We start from the raw sequence: 16,726 nt of genomic DNA on the forward strand, positions 1-16,726 counted from the left end.
ACTGTGGGCATCGGAAAGGAAATGCGCCGTCTGTGCGGCGAGCTGGTCGGCGAACTCACGCTCCCGGCACCGGCGGAACCCGCCGATCTCTACGGCGCCCTGTGCGACGCCATGAGCCGGCGGCGCGGCCGCCCCGTCCGCTACCGCACGGCCGTGTTCCCGCCGGGCACGGCCAGCGGGCTGTGGCTGGACATGGCCGAGCAGGATCTGGTCGTCATCGAGGAACGCACCGCGCCCGACCACCAGTTGGTGATCCTCGGCCATGAGCTGTGGCACATGCACGCCGGCCACTGCGGACGACATGTGGAGGGCACCGCGGTGGCCGCACGCTTACTGAGCCAGGACGCCGATCTGCGGGAGACCGTGCCGAGGGTCGCCGCGCGTACCCGCTTCGACCTGACGGACGAGCAGGACGCCGAGAGCTTCGGACTGCTGCTGGCGAGCAAGTGCCGTGCCTGGCTCGCCGGTTCGGCGCTGCGCCGGCCCGTGCGCCGCGACCACCTGGCCGGCCGCATCGGTGCCTCGCTGGGCTGCCGCGGACCGCAGGGCTGAGCGGCCGGGAACGCCGAGAGCCGAGCCACAGAGACGCCGAGACGCCGAGACGCCGAGAACATGGACGGGTCCAGCTACTACCTTCCGGCCGCCGCGATGACGATCGCCCTGGCCTCGAAGACGCCCGCGCTGCTGCGGAACTGGGGCGACCCCCTGATCAGGTCCGTGTGCGCGCTGATGACGCTGGCCGCCCTGGTCTTCTGTTTCGCCGCGCCGCCGACGATCAGCGAGCTCAACCACGTCACGGGCGTCGCCAACATCTCGGCACCCGTCGTCTACTTCCTGCTGAGCGCGTTCAGCGGCTCCTGTCTGGTGCTGATCACCAACTGGCGGGGCGGCCCGCCCGAGACGACCCGCCGGCTCTCGCACCGCTGGATCGCCGGCTACGGCGCGGTCTGCGCGGCGATCGTGCTGCTGTTCCTGCTCGGCGAGGCGCCCGTGGAGCGGGTGCGGGACTTCGACACGTACTACGCCACCACGCCGTTCCTGCGCGAGATGATCGTGCTGTACCTGGCCGGGTTCAGCGTCGCGGGTGTCGCGATGAACGTCATGTGCTGGCGCTGGGCGCTGCAGGTGCGGGGCTGGCTGCGCGCCGGGCTGCTGATCATCGCGTTCGGCTTCCTGCTCAACGTCCCGTTCGCGGCGGTCAAGCTGATCGCCGTGGTGGCCCGCTGGCAGGGCGGCGACCTGGACTACCTGAGCACGTACGTCGCCCCCGTGCTGTCGTCCGTGGGCGCGCAGGTCTGCGCGGTCGGTTTCTGTCTGCCGCTGGCCGGGGAGCGGCTGGGCGACTCCTGGACCATCTGGTCGATGTACCGTCGGCTCGGGCCGCTGTGGCGGGAGCTGCGCCCGGTCTGGGCCCAGGCGAGCCACGAGGTGCGGATCTCCTGGTGGGCGCCCGCCCGGCTCCAGATGACCCAGCGGGAGTCCGACATCCACGACGGCATGCTCAGCCTGTACCCGTACTTCGACGCCCAGGTCCGCGCCAAGGCCTACGACGCAGCCGTCGCGGCCGGTTCCGATCCCGCCCAGGCGCGGGCGGAGGCCGACGCGGCGATGGTGACGGCGGCCGTGCGGGCCAGGGAGCACGATCCGGAGGGCCGGGTCATCAGCTCCGCCGCCTCCGCATCCACCGCCCCGCCCACGGAGAACCCCCGTGACCTCGTGCGGATGTCCATCGCCCTGCGTCAGTCACCCGTCGTAGCGGCCGCCCGTGAACGGGCCGCCGCGACCAGGTCAGAGAGCGACTTCCATGAGCGAACCCGTTAGCGGCCCGCGTGACACCGCGGTCACGACCTCCCGGAGTGCCGTCGTCGTCGGCGCGGGCCTGGCCGGCCTGCTGGCCGCCGCCGCGCTGCGCGACCACGCCGACGTCACCGTGATCGAACGGGACGTGCTGCCCGAGGAGCCGGGGCCCCGCCGGGGCGTGCCCCAGGCCCGGCACGCCCATCTGCTGTGGTCCGGCGGGGCCCGCGCCATGGAGGAGCTGCTGCCCGGGGTCACGGACGCCTGGCTCGCGGCCGGTGCCCGGCGCATCCCGCTGCCGACCGGGCTGGTCTCCCTCTCGCCCCAGGGCTGGGTGCGGCGCTGGCCCGAGATGGAGTTCATGATCGCGTGCAGCCGGGATCTGCTGGAGTCGGTCGTCCGCGCCCGTCTTCTCGCCGGGCCCCGGGTCACCGTGCTCGACCGCACCGAGATCCTGGGCCTGGAGGGCGACGCCTCCCGGGTGACGGGGGTGCGGGTCCGTTCCGCCGACGGTGAGGCGCGGGTGCTCGCCGCCGACCTGGTGGTGGACGCCGCCGGACGCGGTTCGCGGGGTTCCGCCTGGCTCGACGCGCTGGGGGTCGCGCCGGCGCCGATGGACGAGGTCGACTCCGGACTCGTGTACGCCAGCCGGATCTTCCGGGCGCCGGCGGGCACCGAGGAGTACCCGGTGGTCAATGTGCAGCCGGACGCGTCGCAGCCGGTGCCGGGGCGCAGCGCGACCCTCGTGCCCATCGAGGACGGGCGCTGGCTGGTGACGCTGTCGGGCACCCGGGGCGGGCAACCGAGCGCCGCGGCGGAGGAGTTCGAGGCGTTCGCCCGCGACGACGTCAGGGACCCGGTCGTCGGCGAGCTGATCGCCCGCGCCGAGCCGCTGACGGACGTCGTGGTCACCCGCAGCACGATCAACCGGCGGCGTTTCTTCGAGAAGGTGTCCGGCTGGCCCGACGGGTTCGTGGCGGTCGGCGACTCGGTCGCCACGTACAACCCGATATACGGCCACGGCATGTCCGTCGCCGCCCAGAGCGCCCTGGCGCTGCGCGAGCGGGTCGCCGCGCAGGGGCTGGCGGCGCCGGGACTCGCGCGCCGGGTCCAGAAGGCGGTGGCGGTTCCGGTGTCGCTGGCCTGGAACCTGGCCACGGGGGCGGACATCCGCTACCCGGAGGCCATCGGAAAGCAGCCGAACGCGGTGCAGAGGCTCTTCGGCCGCTATGTGGAGCGGCTGATGCGGACGGCGTTGGGCCGGCCCCTGGTGTGCAAGGCGTATCTCGGTGTGGTCACCCTCAGCGCACCGATCGGCGCCCTGGTCAGGCCGGAGGTCGTGCTGGCGGTACTGCGAGGTCCGGTCAGATCCCCGCTGACGGGACCGCCGCTGACGGAGCATGAGCGGGAGACGGTGCTGGGGGCGGCGGGGCTCTAGCCACAGGGCGACTTCAGCGCGCGGGAGAACGGGATTGTCAGTGGTGGACGGCAAGCTGGGAGTGTGCCGCCCGTGTGCCGGGGCGGGCACGGAGTTTTCGCCGATCCGACCAGGGGAGAGCCGTTCGATGCAGACCGCCGTACTGACCGACCGCGAGCGCGCCGCCGTACAGGCCTATCTGCGGCTGCTGGGGACCGTACGAGCAGCGTTCGACGGGTCCGGGGAGTCACGCCGACCACCCGTGGTGCCGCCCGCCGTGCTCGCCGAGGCGGAGCAGGCGCTGTCGGCGGCGGGCCTCTCGGGCAACGAGGAGCAGTTCTTCCGGCTGTTGCGGGGCTGGTGCCCGGAGATCTGAGCGTGCCGGGCGGTGACGGTCCCGCCGGGGAGCCGATGGGCCGTCACCCTCTGCCGGACGCGCCGGCGGTGATGGCCCATCAGACAGCGGTCGGCGGTCCGGTCCGGCCGTGGCCGGACCGGGGGACCGGCACCGCGGTCGCGACCAGCCCCCGGCGGACCGTCCAGCGCCCGTCGAAGGCGTCGACCCGCCGGCCGTCCACCACCGGTCCGGGCACGAGGAGCCGGGCGCGCAGGGTGCCGGAGCGGCCGCCGGGTTCGACGCGGACGTCGATGTCGGCCTCCGAGAAGTCCAGCCACCGCCCGGTGAGCGGGAACCACGCCTTGTAGACGGACTCCTTGGCGCTGAACAGGAGCCGGTCCCAGTGGACCGTGGGGTCGTCGGCGCCCAGCCGGGCCAGCCGGGTCTCCTCGGCGGGGAGCGCGATCGCCGCCAGGACCCCCTCGGGCAGGGGGCCGTGGGGTTCGGCGTCGATGCCGAGGGAGGCGAGGTCGCCGAGGCGGACCAGGGCGGCGGCCGCGTACCCCTCGCAGTGGGTCATGCTGCCGGTCAGCCCCTCCGGCCAGACGGGGGCGCCCCGTTCTCCGGGCACGAGCGCCCGCGGCGGCACGCCCAGCTTCTCCATGGCCCGCCGGGCACAGGCGCGGACGACCGTGAACTCGCGGCGCCGCTTGGCCACCGCCCGCGCCACGACCGCCTCCTCCTCGGGATACAGCTCGAAGCCCTCGACGGCCGCGCCCTCGTCAGGGCCGTACGCCTCCACGGCCACGACCGCTCCCGGGAGCAGTTCCTCGATCACCGGCTTCGACCTCCATCGGCAGAATGCGGCGCAGCCTGCCCGGCGGTCCCGGACGCGGCCGCCACTCGCGGGGGTAACCCACGGACACCTCTTCGAAGCGGACCCCGTCCAGCCAGGTGGTCCGCGGGATGTGCAGATGGCCGTAGACCATGACCTCTACGCGGAAGCGGCGGTGCCAGTCGGCGGTCAGTTCGGTGCCGCACCACATGGCGAACTCGGGGTAGGTCAGGACGTCCATGGGGTGCCGGTCCAGCGGGTAGTGGTTGACCAGCACCGTCGGCAGGCCGGGCGGCAGTTCGGCGAGCCTGCGTTCGGTCTCGGCGACCCGGGCGCGGCACCAGTCCTCGCGGCTCGGGTACGGGTCGGGGTGCAGCACGTGCTCGTCCGTGCAGACGATGCCGGTGCCGTGCGCGTACGCCAGGCCCTCTTCCTTCGTCGTGCAGCCCTTGGGCAGGAACGAGTAGTCGTACAGCAGGAAGAGCGGGGCGACCACCACCGGGCCGTCGGGGCCCTCCCAGAGGGGATAGGGGTCCTCCGGGGTGAGGACGCCCAGGTCCCGGCAGAGGGCGACCAGGTGCTCGTACCGCTCGACGCCCCGGTACGGGACGGTCTCGGTGGGGTGGGTCCACAGTTCGTGGTTGCCCGGCGCCCAGACGACCTTGGCGAAGCGGCCGGCGAGGGTCTCCAGGGCCCATCGGATGTCGGCGACGCTCTCGGAGACGTCACCGGCCACCAGGAGCCAGTCGTCGTCGGTCTCGGGGCGCATCCGCTCGACCAGGGCGCGATTCTCGGGATAGCCGATGTGCAGATCGCTGATGGCCAGCAGATTCCCGTGACGGCCGACCTTCGAGTCCACCCGTGCTCCCTTCCGAACACCGCACATCGACACGAGATCACATGGGCGCACCGGTCGACAAGACCGGCCTGCCGCACCGCGCGGCCCGCGCCACGCCGGGGCCCCGGCCGCCCCGCCGCGCAAGGATTAACACGCGCGTGACGTAAACCTGGGTCCCGGTGGCCGTATGATCCCTCCTACACCACCGCCACGCCCTCTCTTTCGCGTACGGCGGTTCGGCGTACCTCCATCCCCCCTGGCCGGGCACGGCCTGCTCCGCCGTGCCCGCGAACCCTGGAAAGGCGGCCTGCATGGTCTCTCGCGTACGCGTCTGGCTCAACCGCACGTACGCGGAGAACGTCTTCTTCATGGATCAGCTGCGGCATAATCCGCACGCTCGTCCGGTGGACATCCATGCCACCCACGGTGACGCCGACTCCCCCGTGCTGGCCGCCGCGGACACCGCCGACCTGGAGCCCGAGGGCCTCTCCCCCGCCGCGTACGTCGAGTACGCGCTCGACCAGTGCGCCAAGCGCGGCATCGACGTGTTCGTGCCCCGGCTGCACCAGGCGGCGCTGGCCGCGCACCGCGAGGAGTTCGCGGCCGTCGGTACGGCCCTGCTGGCGCCGACGGCCGAGGCCATCGAGCTGTTCGAGGACAAGGTGACCGCGTACGAGGCGGTCCAGGCGCACGGGGTTCCGGTGCCGCCGTGGTTCCGGGTGACGGACGCCGACGAACTCGTCGCCGCCGTCGACGAGTTGGAGGAGGCCGGGCACCGGGCCTGCTTCAAGCCGGCGGCCGGCGCCGGCGGGGTCGGCTTCCGTGTCGTCTCTCGCGCCCCCTTCTCGCTCTCCCACCTCAGCGGATTCCCGAGCCCTCATGTCCAGCTCGATCTGGTCGTCGAGGCGCTGCGGGCGGCCGAGGAACCCGTGGACTGGCTGGTGATGCCGCGTCTGGAGCAGCCGGAGGTGTCCGTGGACTGCCTCACCGGTACCGACGGGCGGGTCCGGATGGCCGTGGGCCGCACGAAGAACGGGCGGCGGCGCGGCTTCAGCCAGAACCCCGCGTGGATCGAGCCGGCCCGGCGGATCGCGGAAGGGTTCGGGCTGCACCACCTCACCAACATCCAGTTCCGGATGTTCGGCGACGAGCCGGTGCTGATGGACGTCAACACACGCCCGGCCGGCGGGCTGCACCAGCTCGCGCTGTGCGGGATCAACGCCCCGTGGGCCGCTGTGCGGTTGGCGCTCGGCGAGGAGACCGGGGACGTGGTGCCGACGCGGTTGGGGCAGGACTACACGGTGGTGTCGGGGACGCGGCCGGTGCGGCCCGTCGTGCTGCCGCACCAGGTCGAGACGCCGGTCGCCGTGGTGGTGCCCGAGCCGGAGTCCGTGGAGGCGCGGGCGCTCGCGGTGGGCACACCGGTCGCCTGCAAGCCGTCCGCGGACCGGCCGCTGGCGGTCTGAGGACCCGGGGGGCGCGTGCTCGGGTGCGGGTGCGTGGGGGCTGGTCGCGCAGTTCCCCGCGCCCCTGAAAAGCCGGGGCTGCGCCCCGAGCTTTTCAGGCCCGCAGGGCCGTTGCTTTTCAGGCCCGCAGGGCCTGGGCTTTTAGGGGCGCGGGGAACTGCGCGAGAAGCCCCCACGCACCCGCACCCGCCCTCCTGCCTCAAGGACCCCCTACACTCGGCGAACACGGCCGCGGCGGACGACATATCCGCCGCGGCCCCGCTCAGCACCCGCCGGAAAGAACAGTCACCGCTCCCCCACCACCAGCCGCAGCGTCTGCACCTCGAACGGCCGCAGCGTCACCGGAACACCGTCCCCCTCCGTGGCCGCCTCGGACAGCGGACGTTCCAGCAGGTCGGTGATCTGGGCCCCGGCGAGCGGGAAGCCGGTGCGCAGGACCCCCCGGGCCCGGCCGCCGCTCGACTCGTAGATCCGGACCACGACATCGCCGGAGGCGTCGTCCGCGAGCTTGACCGCCTCGACGGTCACCCCGTCGCCCTCGACGGAGACGACCGGCGCGGGCGCACCCGCCGCGTCGGCGACGCGCAGCGGCAGGTTGAGGGCGTAGCCCTCGGCGACCGCGTCCTCGATGGTCGCGCCGGGGAGCAGGGAGTAGACGAGGCGGTGCTTGCCCTGGTCGGCCTCGGGGTCCGGGATGCGCGGGGCGCGCACCAGGCTGAGGCGGACCGTGGTGGTCGTTCCGCCGTCCTCGCGGACCGTGCGGGTCACGTCGTGGCCGTAGGTGGAGTCGTTGATCACCGCCACGCCGTAGCCCGGCTCGCCCACGTGCACCCAGCGGTGACCGGAGACCTCGAAGCGGGCGGCCTCCCAGGTGGTGTTGGTGTGGGTGGGACGCTGGATGTGGCCGAACTGGATCTCGGCGGAGGAGTGGGCCGCGCGGACGTCGATCGGGAAGCCGGCCTTGAGGAACTTCTCGGCCTCGTGCCAGTCGATGTCCGTCTCGAAGTCGATCCGGCGGCTGCCGGCGCGCAGGGTGATCGTCTGGCTGATGCGGGAGCCCTTGCCGAACGCGTGCTCCACGCGGACCGCGCCGAGCAGCGGGTCCTCCTCGACCACGGTGACGGACGCGGGGTCCAGCAGGTCCGTGAAGCGGTTGCGGTAGTGCTTGTCGACGTCCCAGGCGTCCCAGTAGTTCGGGAGGTCGGTGTGCAGACGGAGCAGGTTGCCCTTGTCGCCCAGGACCTCGCGGTCGGCGACCAGGTCGCGGACCGAGGCGAGGGTGCCGTCCTCGGCGATCTCGACGCGGACCAGCCCGTTGTCGAGGACCCGGCCGGAGACGGTGACGGGGTGCGGGGGTTCGGCGGCGGCCAGGGGCGCGCTGCCGTTCGCGGGGACCGTCACATAGGCCGGCGCGCCCGCCGGCGTACGGACCACCTCGGCGCGGTCGCGGGGGCTGGTGTTGAAGACGCGGGTGTCTCCCGCGCCGAGCGCCGCGACGGCCTCGGCCGTCAGCACCTCCAGCTCCTTCGCGACCCTCGCGTACTCGGCCTCCGCCTCGCGGTGGACCCAGGCGATCGAGGAGCCGGGCAGGATGTCGTGGAACTGGTGGAGCAGGACCGTCTTCCAGAGGCGGTCGAGCTTCTCGTACGGGTAGGTGTAGCCGGGCGCGTTGAGCGCGGCCGTGGTCGCCCACAGCTCCGCCTCGCGCAGCTTGTGCTCGCTGTGGCGGTTGCCCTGCTTGGTGCGGGCCTGGGAGGTGTAGGTGGCGCGGTGGAGTTCGAGGTACAGCTCGCCGTTCCAGACGGGGGCGTCCTCGTACTCGGCGCGGGCCTTGGCGAAGAACTCGTCGGGGTGTTCGACGACGACCTTCGGTGAGCCCTCCAGATCCGCCAGGCGGCGGGCGCGCTCCATGATCTCGCGGGTGGGTCCGCCGCCGCCGTCGCCCCAGCCGAACGGCGCCAGCGAGCGCGTACCGGCGCCCTTCTCCGCGTAGTTGCGGACCGCGCGGTCCATCTCCTCGCCGCTGAAGCGGGCGTTGTAGGTGTCGACCGGCGGGAAGTGGGTGAAGATGCGGGTGCCGTCGATGCCCTCCCACCAGAAGGTGTGGTGGGGGAAGCGGTTGGTCTGGTTCCAGGAGATCTTCTGCGTGAGGAACCAGTCGTTGCCGGCGAGCTTGGCGAGCTGCGGGTAGGAGGCGTTGTAGCCGAAGGAGTCCGGCAGCCAGACGCCCTTGGTCTCGATGCCGAAGTGCTCGATGAAGAACCGCTTGCCGTGGACGAGCTGGCGGGCGATGGCCTCGCCGCCGGGCAGGTTGCCGTCGGACTCGACCCACATGCCGCCGACCGGCACCCACTGGCCCTTGTCGACGGCCTTCTTGATCCGCTCCCACACCTGCGGGTAGTTGTCGCGCACCCACTCGTACTGGACGGCCTGGGAGCAGGCGAAGATGAAGTCCTCGTACTCGTCGGCGAGCGCGGTGACGTTGGAGAAGGTGCGGGAGGTCTTGCGCTTGGTCTCGCGGATGGGCCACAGCCACGCGGAGTCGATGTGGGCGTGGCCGACGCCGGAGATGGTGTGGGCGCTGGCGTGGGCGGGCTTGGCGAGGGCCGGGGCGAGGATCTCGCGGACGGCGGTCGCGCTGCCGGCGATGTCGTCGAGGTCGACGGCGTCCATGGCCCGGTCCAGGGTGTGCAGGATCTCGTGGCGGCGGGGCTCGTGCTCGCCGAGGTGGACCATCAGCCCGCGCAGCACCTGGAGGTCCAGGTCGAGGTGGAAGACCTCCTCGTCGAGGATGGCGATGTCGGCGCGCCGGAAGGTGTAGAGGGGCTTGTCGCCGGCGGTGAGGACGTCGCCGAGGGGGGTCGGCTTGGAGAAGTTGTCGGCGAGGATGTCGGGGTTGGAGGCGGCCTCGACCAGGTAGTCGATCGTCTCGCCGCCGCGTACGGGGTTGCCGATGGGGACGTACTGGTTGAGGGGGTTGACCGCCTTCAGCGGGGTGCCGTCGACAAGGTGGACCAGGGCCTCGGCCTGGTTGCCGGGCCAGTCGCCGACGAAGCCGAGGTCGATGACCGCCTCGACCCGGCGGCCCGCCCACTCGGCGGGGACCTGTCCGCGCATGCGGAACCAGGTCGTGCCCCACGGCGGACCCCACGGGGTGTCCATGGCGAACGGGGCGTAGGAGGCGGCGGCGGCCTCCTCGAAGGGGACGGGCTCGCCCGGGGCCTGCCAGGCCTCGACCTCGAAGGGCACGGAGGCCGCGTAGATCGCGGGCTTGATGCGCTGGGTGTGGACGCGCTCGACGCGTTCCTCGATCCGGTGGCGTTCGTCATGCATATGAGGTCCTCAGGCAGCGGGCGGAGCGGTGAGCGGGGAGAGCCGAGTAAGGCGGACGGGGACAGTAAGCGCTTTCCGGGCAGGAGCCTACTTCAGGTAGTCCAGGCCAGGGTGCACCGCCGTGTAGCCGTCGACCAGGCGGCGTGCGACGTTCACCGAGTCGACGAGCGGGTGCAGGGCGAACGCCTTCACCGCCGTCGTACGGGAGCGCGACTCGGCGGCGGCCAGCACCTCGCGCTCGACGGCCTTGACCGCGCAGACCAGGCCGGTGGCGTGGCCGGGCAGCGGGGACACCGCGACCGGGTGCGCGCCGTTGGCGTCGACCAGGCAGGGCACCTCGATGACGGCCTCGGTGTCGAGCGCGGTCAGCGTGCCCTTGTTGCGGACGTTGAGGATGAGGGTGGTGCGCTCGTCGCGGGCGATGGCCCGCATCAGGGCGAGGGCGACCTTCTCGTACCCGCCGGAGAGGTCGTCGGCGTCGCGTTCGCCGGCGCCGGCCGTCTCCCGGTTCTCCGCCATGTAGGTGGCCTCGCGCTCGGCGCGGGTCCGGTCCCAGGTCCTGAGCGCGTGCGCGTCGGGGCGGCGCATCTCCTCGTAGAAGTGGGCCTGCTGGTCCTTGAGGAAGGCGCCGCGGGTCTTCTCGACCGCCTGGTAGGCGCGGACGGCCTCGCGGTTGAAGTAGTAGTAGTGCAGATACTCGTTGGGGATGGCGCCGAGGGACTGGAGCCAGTCGACGCCGAACAGCTTGCCCTCCTCGAAGGAGCCGAGGAGGTCGCGGTCGGCGAGCAGGCGCGGGAGTTCGTCGCGGCCGGCGATGTGCAGGCCGCGCACCCAGCCGAGGTGGTTGAGGCCGACGTAGTCGATCCACGCCTCGGCCGGGTTCGCCGCCCCGAGGACGCGGGCGATGCGTCGGCCGAGGCCCACGGGCGAGTCGCAGATGCCGATCACGCGGTCGCCGAGGTGGCGGGACATCGCCTCGGTGACCAGGCCCGCGGGGTTGGTGAAGTTGATGACCCAGGCGTCGGGGGCGAGCCGGGCCACCCGCCGGGCGATGTCCACGGCGACCGGGACCGTGCGCAGGCCGTAGGCGACGCCGCCGGCGCCGACGGTCTCCTGGCCGAGGACGCCCTCGGCCAGGGCCACCGCCTCGTCGTGCGCGCGGCCCTCCAGACCGCCGACGCGGATCGCGGAGAACACGAAGTCGGCGCCGCGCAGGGCCTCGTCGAGGTCGGTGGTGGCGTGCACCTCGGGGGCGTCGGGGACGCCGGCGGCCTGCTCGGCGAGGACGCGGGTGACGGCGGAGAGCCGCTCGGCGTCCAGATCGTGCAGGACGACACGGGTGACCCGGCCCTCGGCGCGGTCCCCGAGGAGCGCCCCGTACACGAGCGGCACCCGGAATCCTCCGCCGCCCAGAATCGTCAGCTTCACGCAACTACCACCTTTGCCGATCGTGCTTGTGAGCGTGCCGTCCCGCCGGCCCGCACGCGGTCCGTGTGCCCGGTGATCCCGGCGCGTCCGACACGTGTCAGCCGTCGCCGCCCGGAGGCCGTTCCCGCGGTCATACGGTGACCACCTCGACCCCCGCGTCCTCGAACGACGACCGTGTGCCCGGGTCGAGCGACCCGTTGGTCACGAGCACGTCGAGTTCCCCGGGGCCGCAGACCCGCGCCATCCCCGTGCCGGGGAACTTCGCGGAGTCGGCGAGCAGGACGACCTTGTCACCGGCCCTGATCATCGCGCGTTTCACCGGGACCTCGACCACGGTCGTGTCCATCACCTGGCCGCCGGGGCGCACTCCGCTCGTGCCGAGGAACAGCCAGTCGGCGTGCAGCTGACGGAGGTTGTCCTCGGTGAGGAAGCCGACGAGGGAACGGTACTCGCGGCGGACCATGCCACCGAGCAGGACCAGTTCGATGCCCTCGTCGTCGGCCAGCTCCTCGTAGACCACCAGGTTGCTGGTGATGACGGTGAGGCGGCGGCCGTGCAGCTGCCGGGCCAGGCGGTAGGCGGTGGTCCCGATGTCGAGGAGCACGGACTGGCCGTCGCGGACCATCGAGGCGGCCTTCGCCGCTATCGCGTCCTTCTCGGCCACCCGTACCTCGGCGACCTCGGCGAAGGGCTGGTCGCCCTCGTCCACGACCGCGCCGCCGTGCACGCGGGTGAGCAGCCCCTCCTCCTCCAGCCGGACGAGGTCACGGCGGATGGTGGCGGGGCTCACACCGAGCTGTTCGGACAAGTCGGTGACGGCCGCCGGGCCCCCTGATCGCAGGGCCCGCAGGATGAGTTGGTGTCTACGCTCTGCCAGCACGCGCTGAACAGTACTCGTCATTCCCAATCATTTCCATGCTCACTTCTGCTCGACTCTTACCAAACCTCTCGGAGGCGCGCACGATCTGTGCACCGAAATTGAAGACTTTTGAAGAGTGATCTTCGAACGTCTCGACGAGAGGGTGCACGCGTGGACGACGACCGGCCCGATGTGCTGCTGACCGGGCTGCTCTTCTACGACCTCGTGCTCACGGGGCTGGGCAAGCCGCCCACCCCCGGCGAGGAGATCTGGACCGACGGCATGGGCTGCGGTCCCGGCGGCATCGCCAACCTGGCGGTGGCCGCGGCCCGTTTCGGCCTGCGGACCTCCCTGGCCACGGTCTTCGGCGACGACTACTACGGCGCGTACTGCCGTGACGTCCTCGCCGGCCAGGAGAACGTCGACCTCTCCCTCTCGCGCACCGCCGACGGCTGGCACACCCCCGTCACCGTCTCCCTGGCGCACGGTCACGATCGGGCCCTGGTCACCCACGGCCAGGAACCCCCGTACTCGCAGGACGTGCTGATGGGCGACCCGCCCGAGTCGCGCACGGCCCTGGTGCACATCGAGGCCGAGCCGCGCGAGTGGCTCGCCAAGGCCGCCGCGAACGGCACGCACATCTACGCGGACGTCGGCTGGGACCCCACCCAGCGGTGGTCGCGCGACCTGCTCGACCAACTCGCCCTCTGCCACGCCTTCCTCCCCAACGAGACCGAGGCGATGGCGTACACCCGCACCGACAGCGCGGTCGCCGCGCTCGGCACGCTGAGCGAACTGGTGCCGGTGGCCGTGGTCACCCGCGGCGGCGAGGGCGCGATCGCGGTGGACCAGACGACCGGCGAGTACGCGGAGGTCCCGGCCCTGGACGTCGACGTGCTCGACGCGACGGGCGCCGGTGACGTCTTCGGGGCGAGCTTCGTCGCCGCCTGCCTCGGCGGCTGGCCCCTGGCGGAGCGGCTGCGGTTCGCGGTCCTGTCCGCCGGGCTGTCCGTCGGCCACCACGGCGGAGGTCTGGCGGCGCCCGGCTGGTACGGCGTCGACCGCTGGTGGCGCTCGCTGACCGATCCCGCGCTGAGGAAGACCTACGGGTTCCTCGCGGACCGCATCCCGGCGGACGTCGGCCCACCGGTGCGCTTCGCCCCGGTCACCCCGCCCGCTCGCCCCTGAAGACCCCACGCACCAAAGCCCTGAAGTACCACGAACAGGAACAAACAGGAGTGACCCGTGGACCTTTCTCGTAGAGGCTTCCTCCAGGCCGCCGTGTTCACCGCGGCCGCCTCCGGCCTGACCGTCGCCTGCGGCGGCGGCTCGGAATCCGGCGGCACCAAGAACGGCAAGAGCCTCACCATGTGGTACTGGGGCGGAGCCCTCAGCGACAAGGTGGTCGCCGAGGCCAGGACGCACTTCAAGAGCCGGATCAAGCTGACCAGTTCCTCCATCGGCGGCGACTTCAAGCAGAAGCTCACCACCACCCTCGCCGCCGGCGGCTCCTCCGTGCCGGACATCACCGGCATCAAGGGCGAGGACATCGCCTCCTTCCTGCCCAACGCCGACCGCTTCCTCGACCTGAACGACCTGGGCTTCAAGAAGATCTCCTCGCAGTACCTGGAGTGGAAGACCAAGCTCGCCCAGACCGAGGACGGCAAGCAGATCGGGTTCCCGATCGACATCGGCCCCACCGCGCTCTTCTACCGCGCCGACCAGTTCGAGAAGGCGGGGCTGCCCAGCGACCCCGCCAAGGTGGCGGCCGAGGCCAAGACCTGGGACGACTACTTCGCGCTCGGCACCGAGCTGAAGAAGGCGCTGCCCGGCACCTTCCTGCTCAACAACATGGGCTCGGTCTTCAGCATCGCGGTCGGCCAGGGCACGAAGCGGTTCATCGACAAGGACAACCACTTCATCGGCGACCAGGACCACATCCGCGCCGCGTGGGACCACGCGATACGCGCCTACACGCTCGGCCTCGACGCCAAGATCAACGACCAGAGCTGGAACGCGGCCGTCGGCAAGACCCTGACCACCGAGGTCGGCGCGGCCTGGCACGCGTTGGACATCGAGTCGGCGGCCCCGAACACCAAGGGCAAGTGGCGGGTCACCGCGACCCCGGGCGGTCCGGCCAACCAGGGCGGCTCCTATCTGACCCTGCCCAAGCAGTGCCGCAACCCCGAAGAGGCGTTCAAGATCATCAGCTGGATCCTCAGCCCGGACAACAACGCCAAGAGCTTCACCGACGCCGCGATCTTCCCCGCCTCCCCGGCCACGTACACGATGCCGGCCATGACGGGCCCCGACGCCTTCTTCGGCGGTCAGAAGATCATCGAGGTCTTCGGCCCGGCCGCCGAGGCCATCCCCGTCAGCTACGAGGCGCCCGCCGACTCGGCGGTCATGGCTCCCTTCATGGCCGAGCTGACCAGCATCGAGGCCAAGGGCAAGAAGCCCGAGGACGCCTGGAAGGACGCGGTCTCCCAGGCCAAGCAGATCGCCAGGCGACAGGGGGTGAACTGAGGTGACGTCACCTCCGGTCACCGGCTCCGCCACGGTGCCGAAGCACCGTGGCGGGCCGGGCCCGGCCCGCTTCCGCCCGCGGCGCACCCCGCCCGCGGGCGCCCCGCGGCCCACCCGCCGCGGGGTGCTGTCGTACTGGCGGCAGTACCTGGCGATCTCGCCCTTCTATCTGATCTTCCTCGCGTTCTCCTTCGTCCCCGTCTTCTACTCGCTGTACCTGTCCTTCCAGCGCTACGACGGCCTCGGCACCAAGCGGTTCGTGGGCCTGCAGCAGTTCGAGTTCCTCTGGAACGACCCGGTCTTCTGGCTGTCGATCCGCAACACGCTGGCGATCTGGGTGCTCTCCACCGTGCCCACCCTCTTCGGCGCGCTGGTGCTGGCGACGCTGCTGCACTCGGTGCGCCGCTTCAAGGGCTTCTACCGCATCGCCCTGTACGTGCCGAACGTGACGTCGATCGTCGCCGTGGCGATCTTCTTCGGCGCGGTCTTCAGCAACGACTTCGGTCTGGTCAACGCGATCCTGGGCACGGTCGGCATCTCGCCGGTGCCGTGGCTGAGCGATCCGTGGCTGATCAAGGTGGTCATCGCGCTGCTGATGACCTGGATGTGGACCGGCTACAACATGATCATCTACCTGGCCGGCCTCCAGGCCATCCCGCAGTCCGTCTACGAGGCCGCCCGGATGGACGGCGCCGGGCCGATCCGCACGTTCTTCCAGATCACCATCCCGATCCTGCGGCCGATCATCCTGTTCACCGTCGTCATCTCGACCATCAACGGCCTGCAGAGCTTCAGCGAACCCCAGGTCCTCTTCGCCAGCAACGCCGCCAACCAGAACCTCGGCGGACCGGGCCAGGCGGGCCTGACCACGCTGCTGTACTTCTACCAGTCGGCCTTCCTGGACAACGACTACGGCTACGGCGCGGCCATCGTGTGGGCCTTCTTCGTACTGATCATCGTGCTCGTCGTCGTCAACTGGCGGATCGTGCAACGAGGAAGGAAGTCATGACCACAGCCGCCACGCCACGGCCGGTCCCGGCCGCGAAGCGGTCGCGCCGCCCCAGGGGCCTGTCCGCGCATCTCTTCCTCGGCGTCGCCGTCCTGGTGTCGGTCTTCCCGTTCGTGTGGACGATCGTGATGGCCACCAACACCACCAAGGACATCTACAAGAGCCCGCCGAAGCTGACCTTCGGCTCGCATCTGCTGGAGAACGTCCGGGGCGTGCTCGACACGGTCGACTTCTTCGGGTCGATGCTCAACACGATCGTCGTCGCGACCGTCACCACGGTCCTGGTGCTGTTCGTGGACTCCCTGGCGGCCTTCGCCTTCGCCAAGTTCGAGTTCCCCGGGCGCAGGATGCTCTTCGGACTGCTGCTGGTGTTCATGATGCTGCCGCTGCAGCTGGCCGTCCTGCCGCAGTTCATCCTGATGTCCGAGATCGGCTGGGTCGGCATGCTCAAGGCGCTGGTCTGGCCCGCCCTCTCCAACGCCTTCGGCATCTTCTGGCTGCGCCAGTACATCGAGACCGGGGTGCCCGACGAACTGCTCGACGCGGCACGCATCGACGGCGCCGGCTTCTTCCGGCAGTACTGGAACGTCGCCCTGCCCATGATCAGACCCGCGATGTCCTTCCTCGCCATCTACGCCTTCGTCGGCGCCTGGAACGACTACGTCTGGCCCCTGATCGTGCTCACCGACCCCCAGCACGTCACGCTGCAGGTGGAGCTGGCCCAGCTCAACGTCGGCCACAACACCGACTACAGCATGGTCATGGCCGGTGTCCTGATGGCCTCCCTCCCGCTGGTCGCCGTCTTCGCGATCTTCGCGCGCGGGTTCATCGCGGGCGCCACCGAGGGCGCCGTCCAGGGCAGCTGACCCGCTTATTCCGAG

Annotated in this window: 14 protein-coding genes; 9 read left to right on the forward strand and 5 right to left on the reverse strand. The window is 71.3% G+C overall.

The window, feature by feature from the left end; genetic code table 11:
* Positions 1 to 21: 21 nt before the first annotated feature.
* The 4 genes from PYR72_RS11295 (at position 22) to PYR72_RS11310 (ending at position 3,590) form a co-directional block, all read left to right on the forward strand.
* Positions 22 to 552 carry a toxin-antitoxin system, toxin component gene (locus tag PYR72_RS11295; protein ID WP_275455200.1) on the forward strand — a complete coding sequence of 177 codons (531 nt, stop codon included), beginning with the start codon at positions 22 to 24 and terminating at the stop codon, positions 550 to 552.
* Positions 553 to 612: 60 nt separating this feature from the next.
* A complete protein-coding gene (locus PYR72_RS11300; RefSeq protein ID WP_275455201.1) occupies positions 613 to 1,821 on the forward strand; it encodes an MAB_1171c family putative transporter in 1,209 nt (402 codons plus the stop codon).
* A complete protein-coding gene (locus PYR72_RS11305) occupies positions 1,805 to 3,235 on the forward strand; it encodes an FAD-dependent monooxygenase (protein ID WP_275455202.1) in 1,431 nt (476 codons plus the stop codon). Before PYR72_RS11300 ends, PYR72_RS11305 begins: the two co-directional genes overlap by 17 nt.
* A gap of 127 nt (positions 3,236 to 3,362) precedes the next feature.
* Entirely contained in the window at positions 3,363 to 3,590 is a 228-nt protein-coding gene (locus PYR72_RS11310; RefSeq protein ID WP_275455203.1) for a hypothetical protein, read from the forward strand.
* A gap of 79 nt (positions 3,591 to 3,669) precedes the next feature.
* Here PYR72_RS11310 and PYR72_RS11315 read toward each other — a convergent pair whose 3' ends face one another.
* Entirely contained in the window at positions 3,670 to 4,389 is a 720-nt protein-coding gene (locus PYR72_RS11315; RefSeq protein ID WP_275455204.1) for a 4'-phosphopantetheinyl transferase superfamily protein, read from the reverse strand.
* A complete protein-coding gene (locus PYR72_RS11320) occupies positions 4,334 to 5,245 on the reverse strand; it encodes a metallophosphoesterase (RefSeq protein WP_275455205.1) in 912 nt (303 codons plus the stop codon). Before PYR72_RS11320 ends, PYR72_RS11315 begins: the two co-directional genes overlap by 56 nt.
* A gap of 290 nt (positions 5,246 to 5,535) precedes the next feature.
* Here PYR72_RS11320 and PYR72_RS11325 point away from each other — a divergent pair, with 290 nt between their 5' ends.
* The gene (locus PYR72_RS11325; RefSeq protein WP_275455206.1) at positions 5,536 to 6,690 is read left to right on the forward strand and encodes an ATP-grasp domain-containing protein; all 1,155 of its coding nucleotides are present in this window, start codon (positions 5,536 to 5,538) and stop codon (positions 6,688 to 6,690) included.
* A 285-nt stretch (positions 6,691 to 6,975) separates the two neighbouring features.
* Here PYR72_RS11325 and PYR72_RS11330 read toward each other — a convergent pair whose 3' ends face one another.
* The 3 genes from PYR72_RS11330 to PYR72_RS11340 form a co-directional block, all read right to left on the reverse strand.
* On the reverse strand, positions 6,976 to 10,023 hold the full coding sequence (locus PYR72_RS11330) for a glycoside hydrolase family 38 C-terminal domain-containing protein (RefSeq protein ID WP_275455207.1): 3,048 nt from the start codon (positions 10,021 to 10,023) through the stop codon (positions 6,976 to 6,978).
* A gap of 87 nt (positions 10,024 to 10,110) precedes the next feature.
* On the reverse strand, positions 10,111 to 11,451 hold the full coding sequence (locus PYR72_RS11335; RefSeq protein ID WP_275455208.1) for a 6-phospho-beta-glucosidase: 1,341 nt from the start codon (positions 11,449 to 11,451) through the stop codon (positions 10,111 to 10,113).
* 130 nt (positions 11,452 to 11,581) lie between these two features.
* Positions 11,582 to 12,331, reverse strand: a complete 750-nt coding sequence (locus PYR72_RS11340; protein ID WP_275455209.1) for a DeoR/GlpR family DNA-binding transcription regulator — start codon at positions 12,329 to 12,331, stop codon at positions 11,582 to 11,584.
* A 150-nt stretch (positions 12,332 to 12,481) separates the two neighbouring features.
* Here PYR72_RS11340 and PYR72_RS11345 point away from each other — a divergent pair, with 150 nt between their 5' ends.
* From PYR72_RS11345 to PYR72_RS11360, 4 genes are all read left to right on the forward strand, one after another.
* Positions 12,482 to 13,498 carry a carbohydrate kinase family protein gene (locus PYR72_RS11345; protein WP_275455210.1) on the forward strand — a complete coding sequence of 339 codons (1,017 nt, stop codon included), beginning with the start codon at positions 12,482 to 12,484 and terminating at the stop codon, positions 13,496 to 13,498.
* Positions 13,499 to 13,555: 57 nt separating this feature from the next.
* Positions 13,556 to 14,836, forward strand: a complete 1,281-nt coding sequence (locus PYR72_RS11350) for an ABC transporter substrate-binding protein (protein WP_275455211.1) — start codon at positions 13,556 to 13,558, stop codon at positions 14,834 to 14,836.
* Between the two features lie 124 nt (positions 14,837 to 14,960).
* The gene (locus tag PYR72_RS11355) at positions 14,961 to 15,845 is read left to right on the forward strand and encodes a sugar ABC transporter permease (protein WP_343245559.1); all 885 of its coding nucleotides are present in this window, start codon (positions 14,961 to 14,963) and stop codon (positions 15,843 to 15,845) included.
* Entirely contained in the window at positions 15,842 to 16,711 is an 870-nt protein-coding gene (locus PYR72_RS11360; protein ID WP_275455213.1) for a carbohydrate ABC transporter permease, read from the forward strand. The genes PYR72_RS11355 and PYR72_RS11360 overlap by 4 nt, the downstream gene beginning before the upstream one ends.
* Positions 16,712 to 16,726 lie beyond the last annotated feature (15 nt).

The organism is Streptomyces sp. VNUA24 (genome assembly GCF_029167005.1).
Classification (GTDB): domain Bacteria; phylum Actinomycetota; class Actinomycetes; order Streptomycetales; family Streptomycetaceae; genus Streptomyces; species Streptomyces scabiei.

Excerpts from the sequence above, each read along its gene's own strand:
- PYR72_RS11295 (WP_275455200.1), top strand. The coding sequence starts at position 22 with ATGCGCCGTCTGTGCGGCGAGCTGGTCGGCGAACTCACGCTCCCGGCA.
- PYR72_RS11300 (WP_275455201.1), top strand. The coding sequence starts at position 613 with ATGGACGGGTCCAGCTACTACCTTCCGGCCGCCGCGATGACGATCGCC.
- PYR72_RS11305 (WP_275455202.1), top strand. The coding sequence starts at position 1,805 with ATGAGCGAACCCGTTAGCGGCCCGCGTGACACCGCGGTCACGACCTCC.
- PYR72_RS11310 (WP_275455203.1), top strand. The coding sequence starts at position 3,363 with ATGCAGACCGCCGTACTGACCGACCGCGAGCGCGCCGCCGTACAGGCC.
- PYR72_RS11325 (WP_275455206.1), top strand. The coding sequence starts at position 5,536 with ATGGTCTCTCGCGTACGCGTCTGGCTCAACCGCACGTACGCGGAGAAC.
- PYR72_RS11330 (WP_275455207.1), bottom strand. The coding sequence starts at position 10,023 with ATGCATGACGAACGCCACCGGATCGAGGAACGCGTCGAGCGCGTCCAC.
- PYR72_RS11360 (WP_275455213.1), top strand. The coding sequence starts at position 15,842 with ATGACCACAGCCGCCACGCCACGGCCGGTCCCGGCCGCGAAGCGGTCG.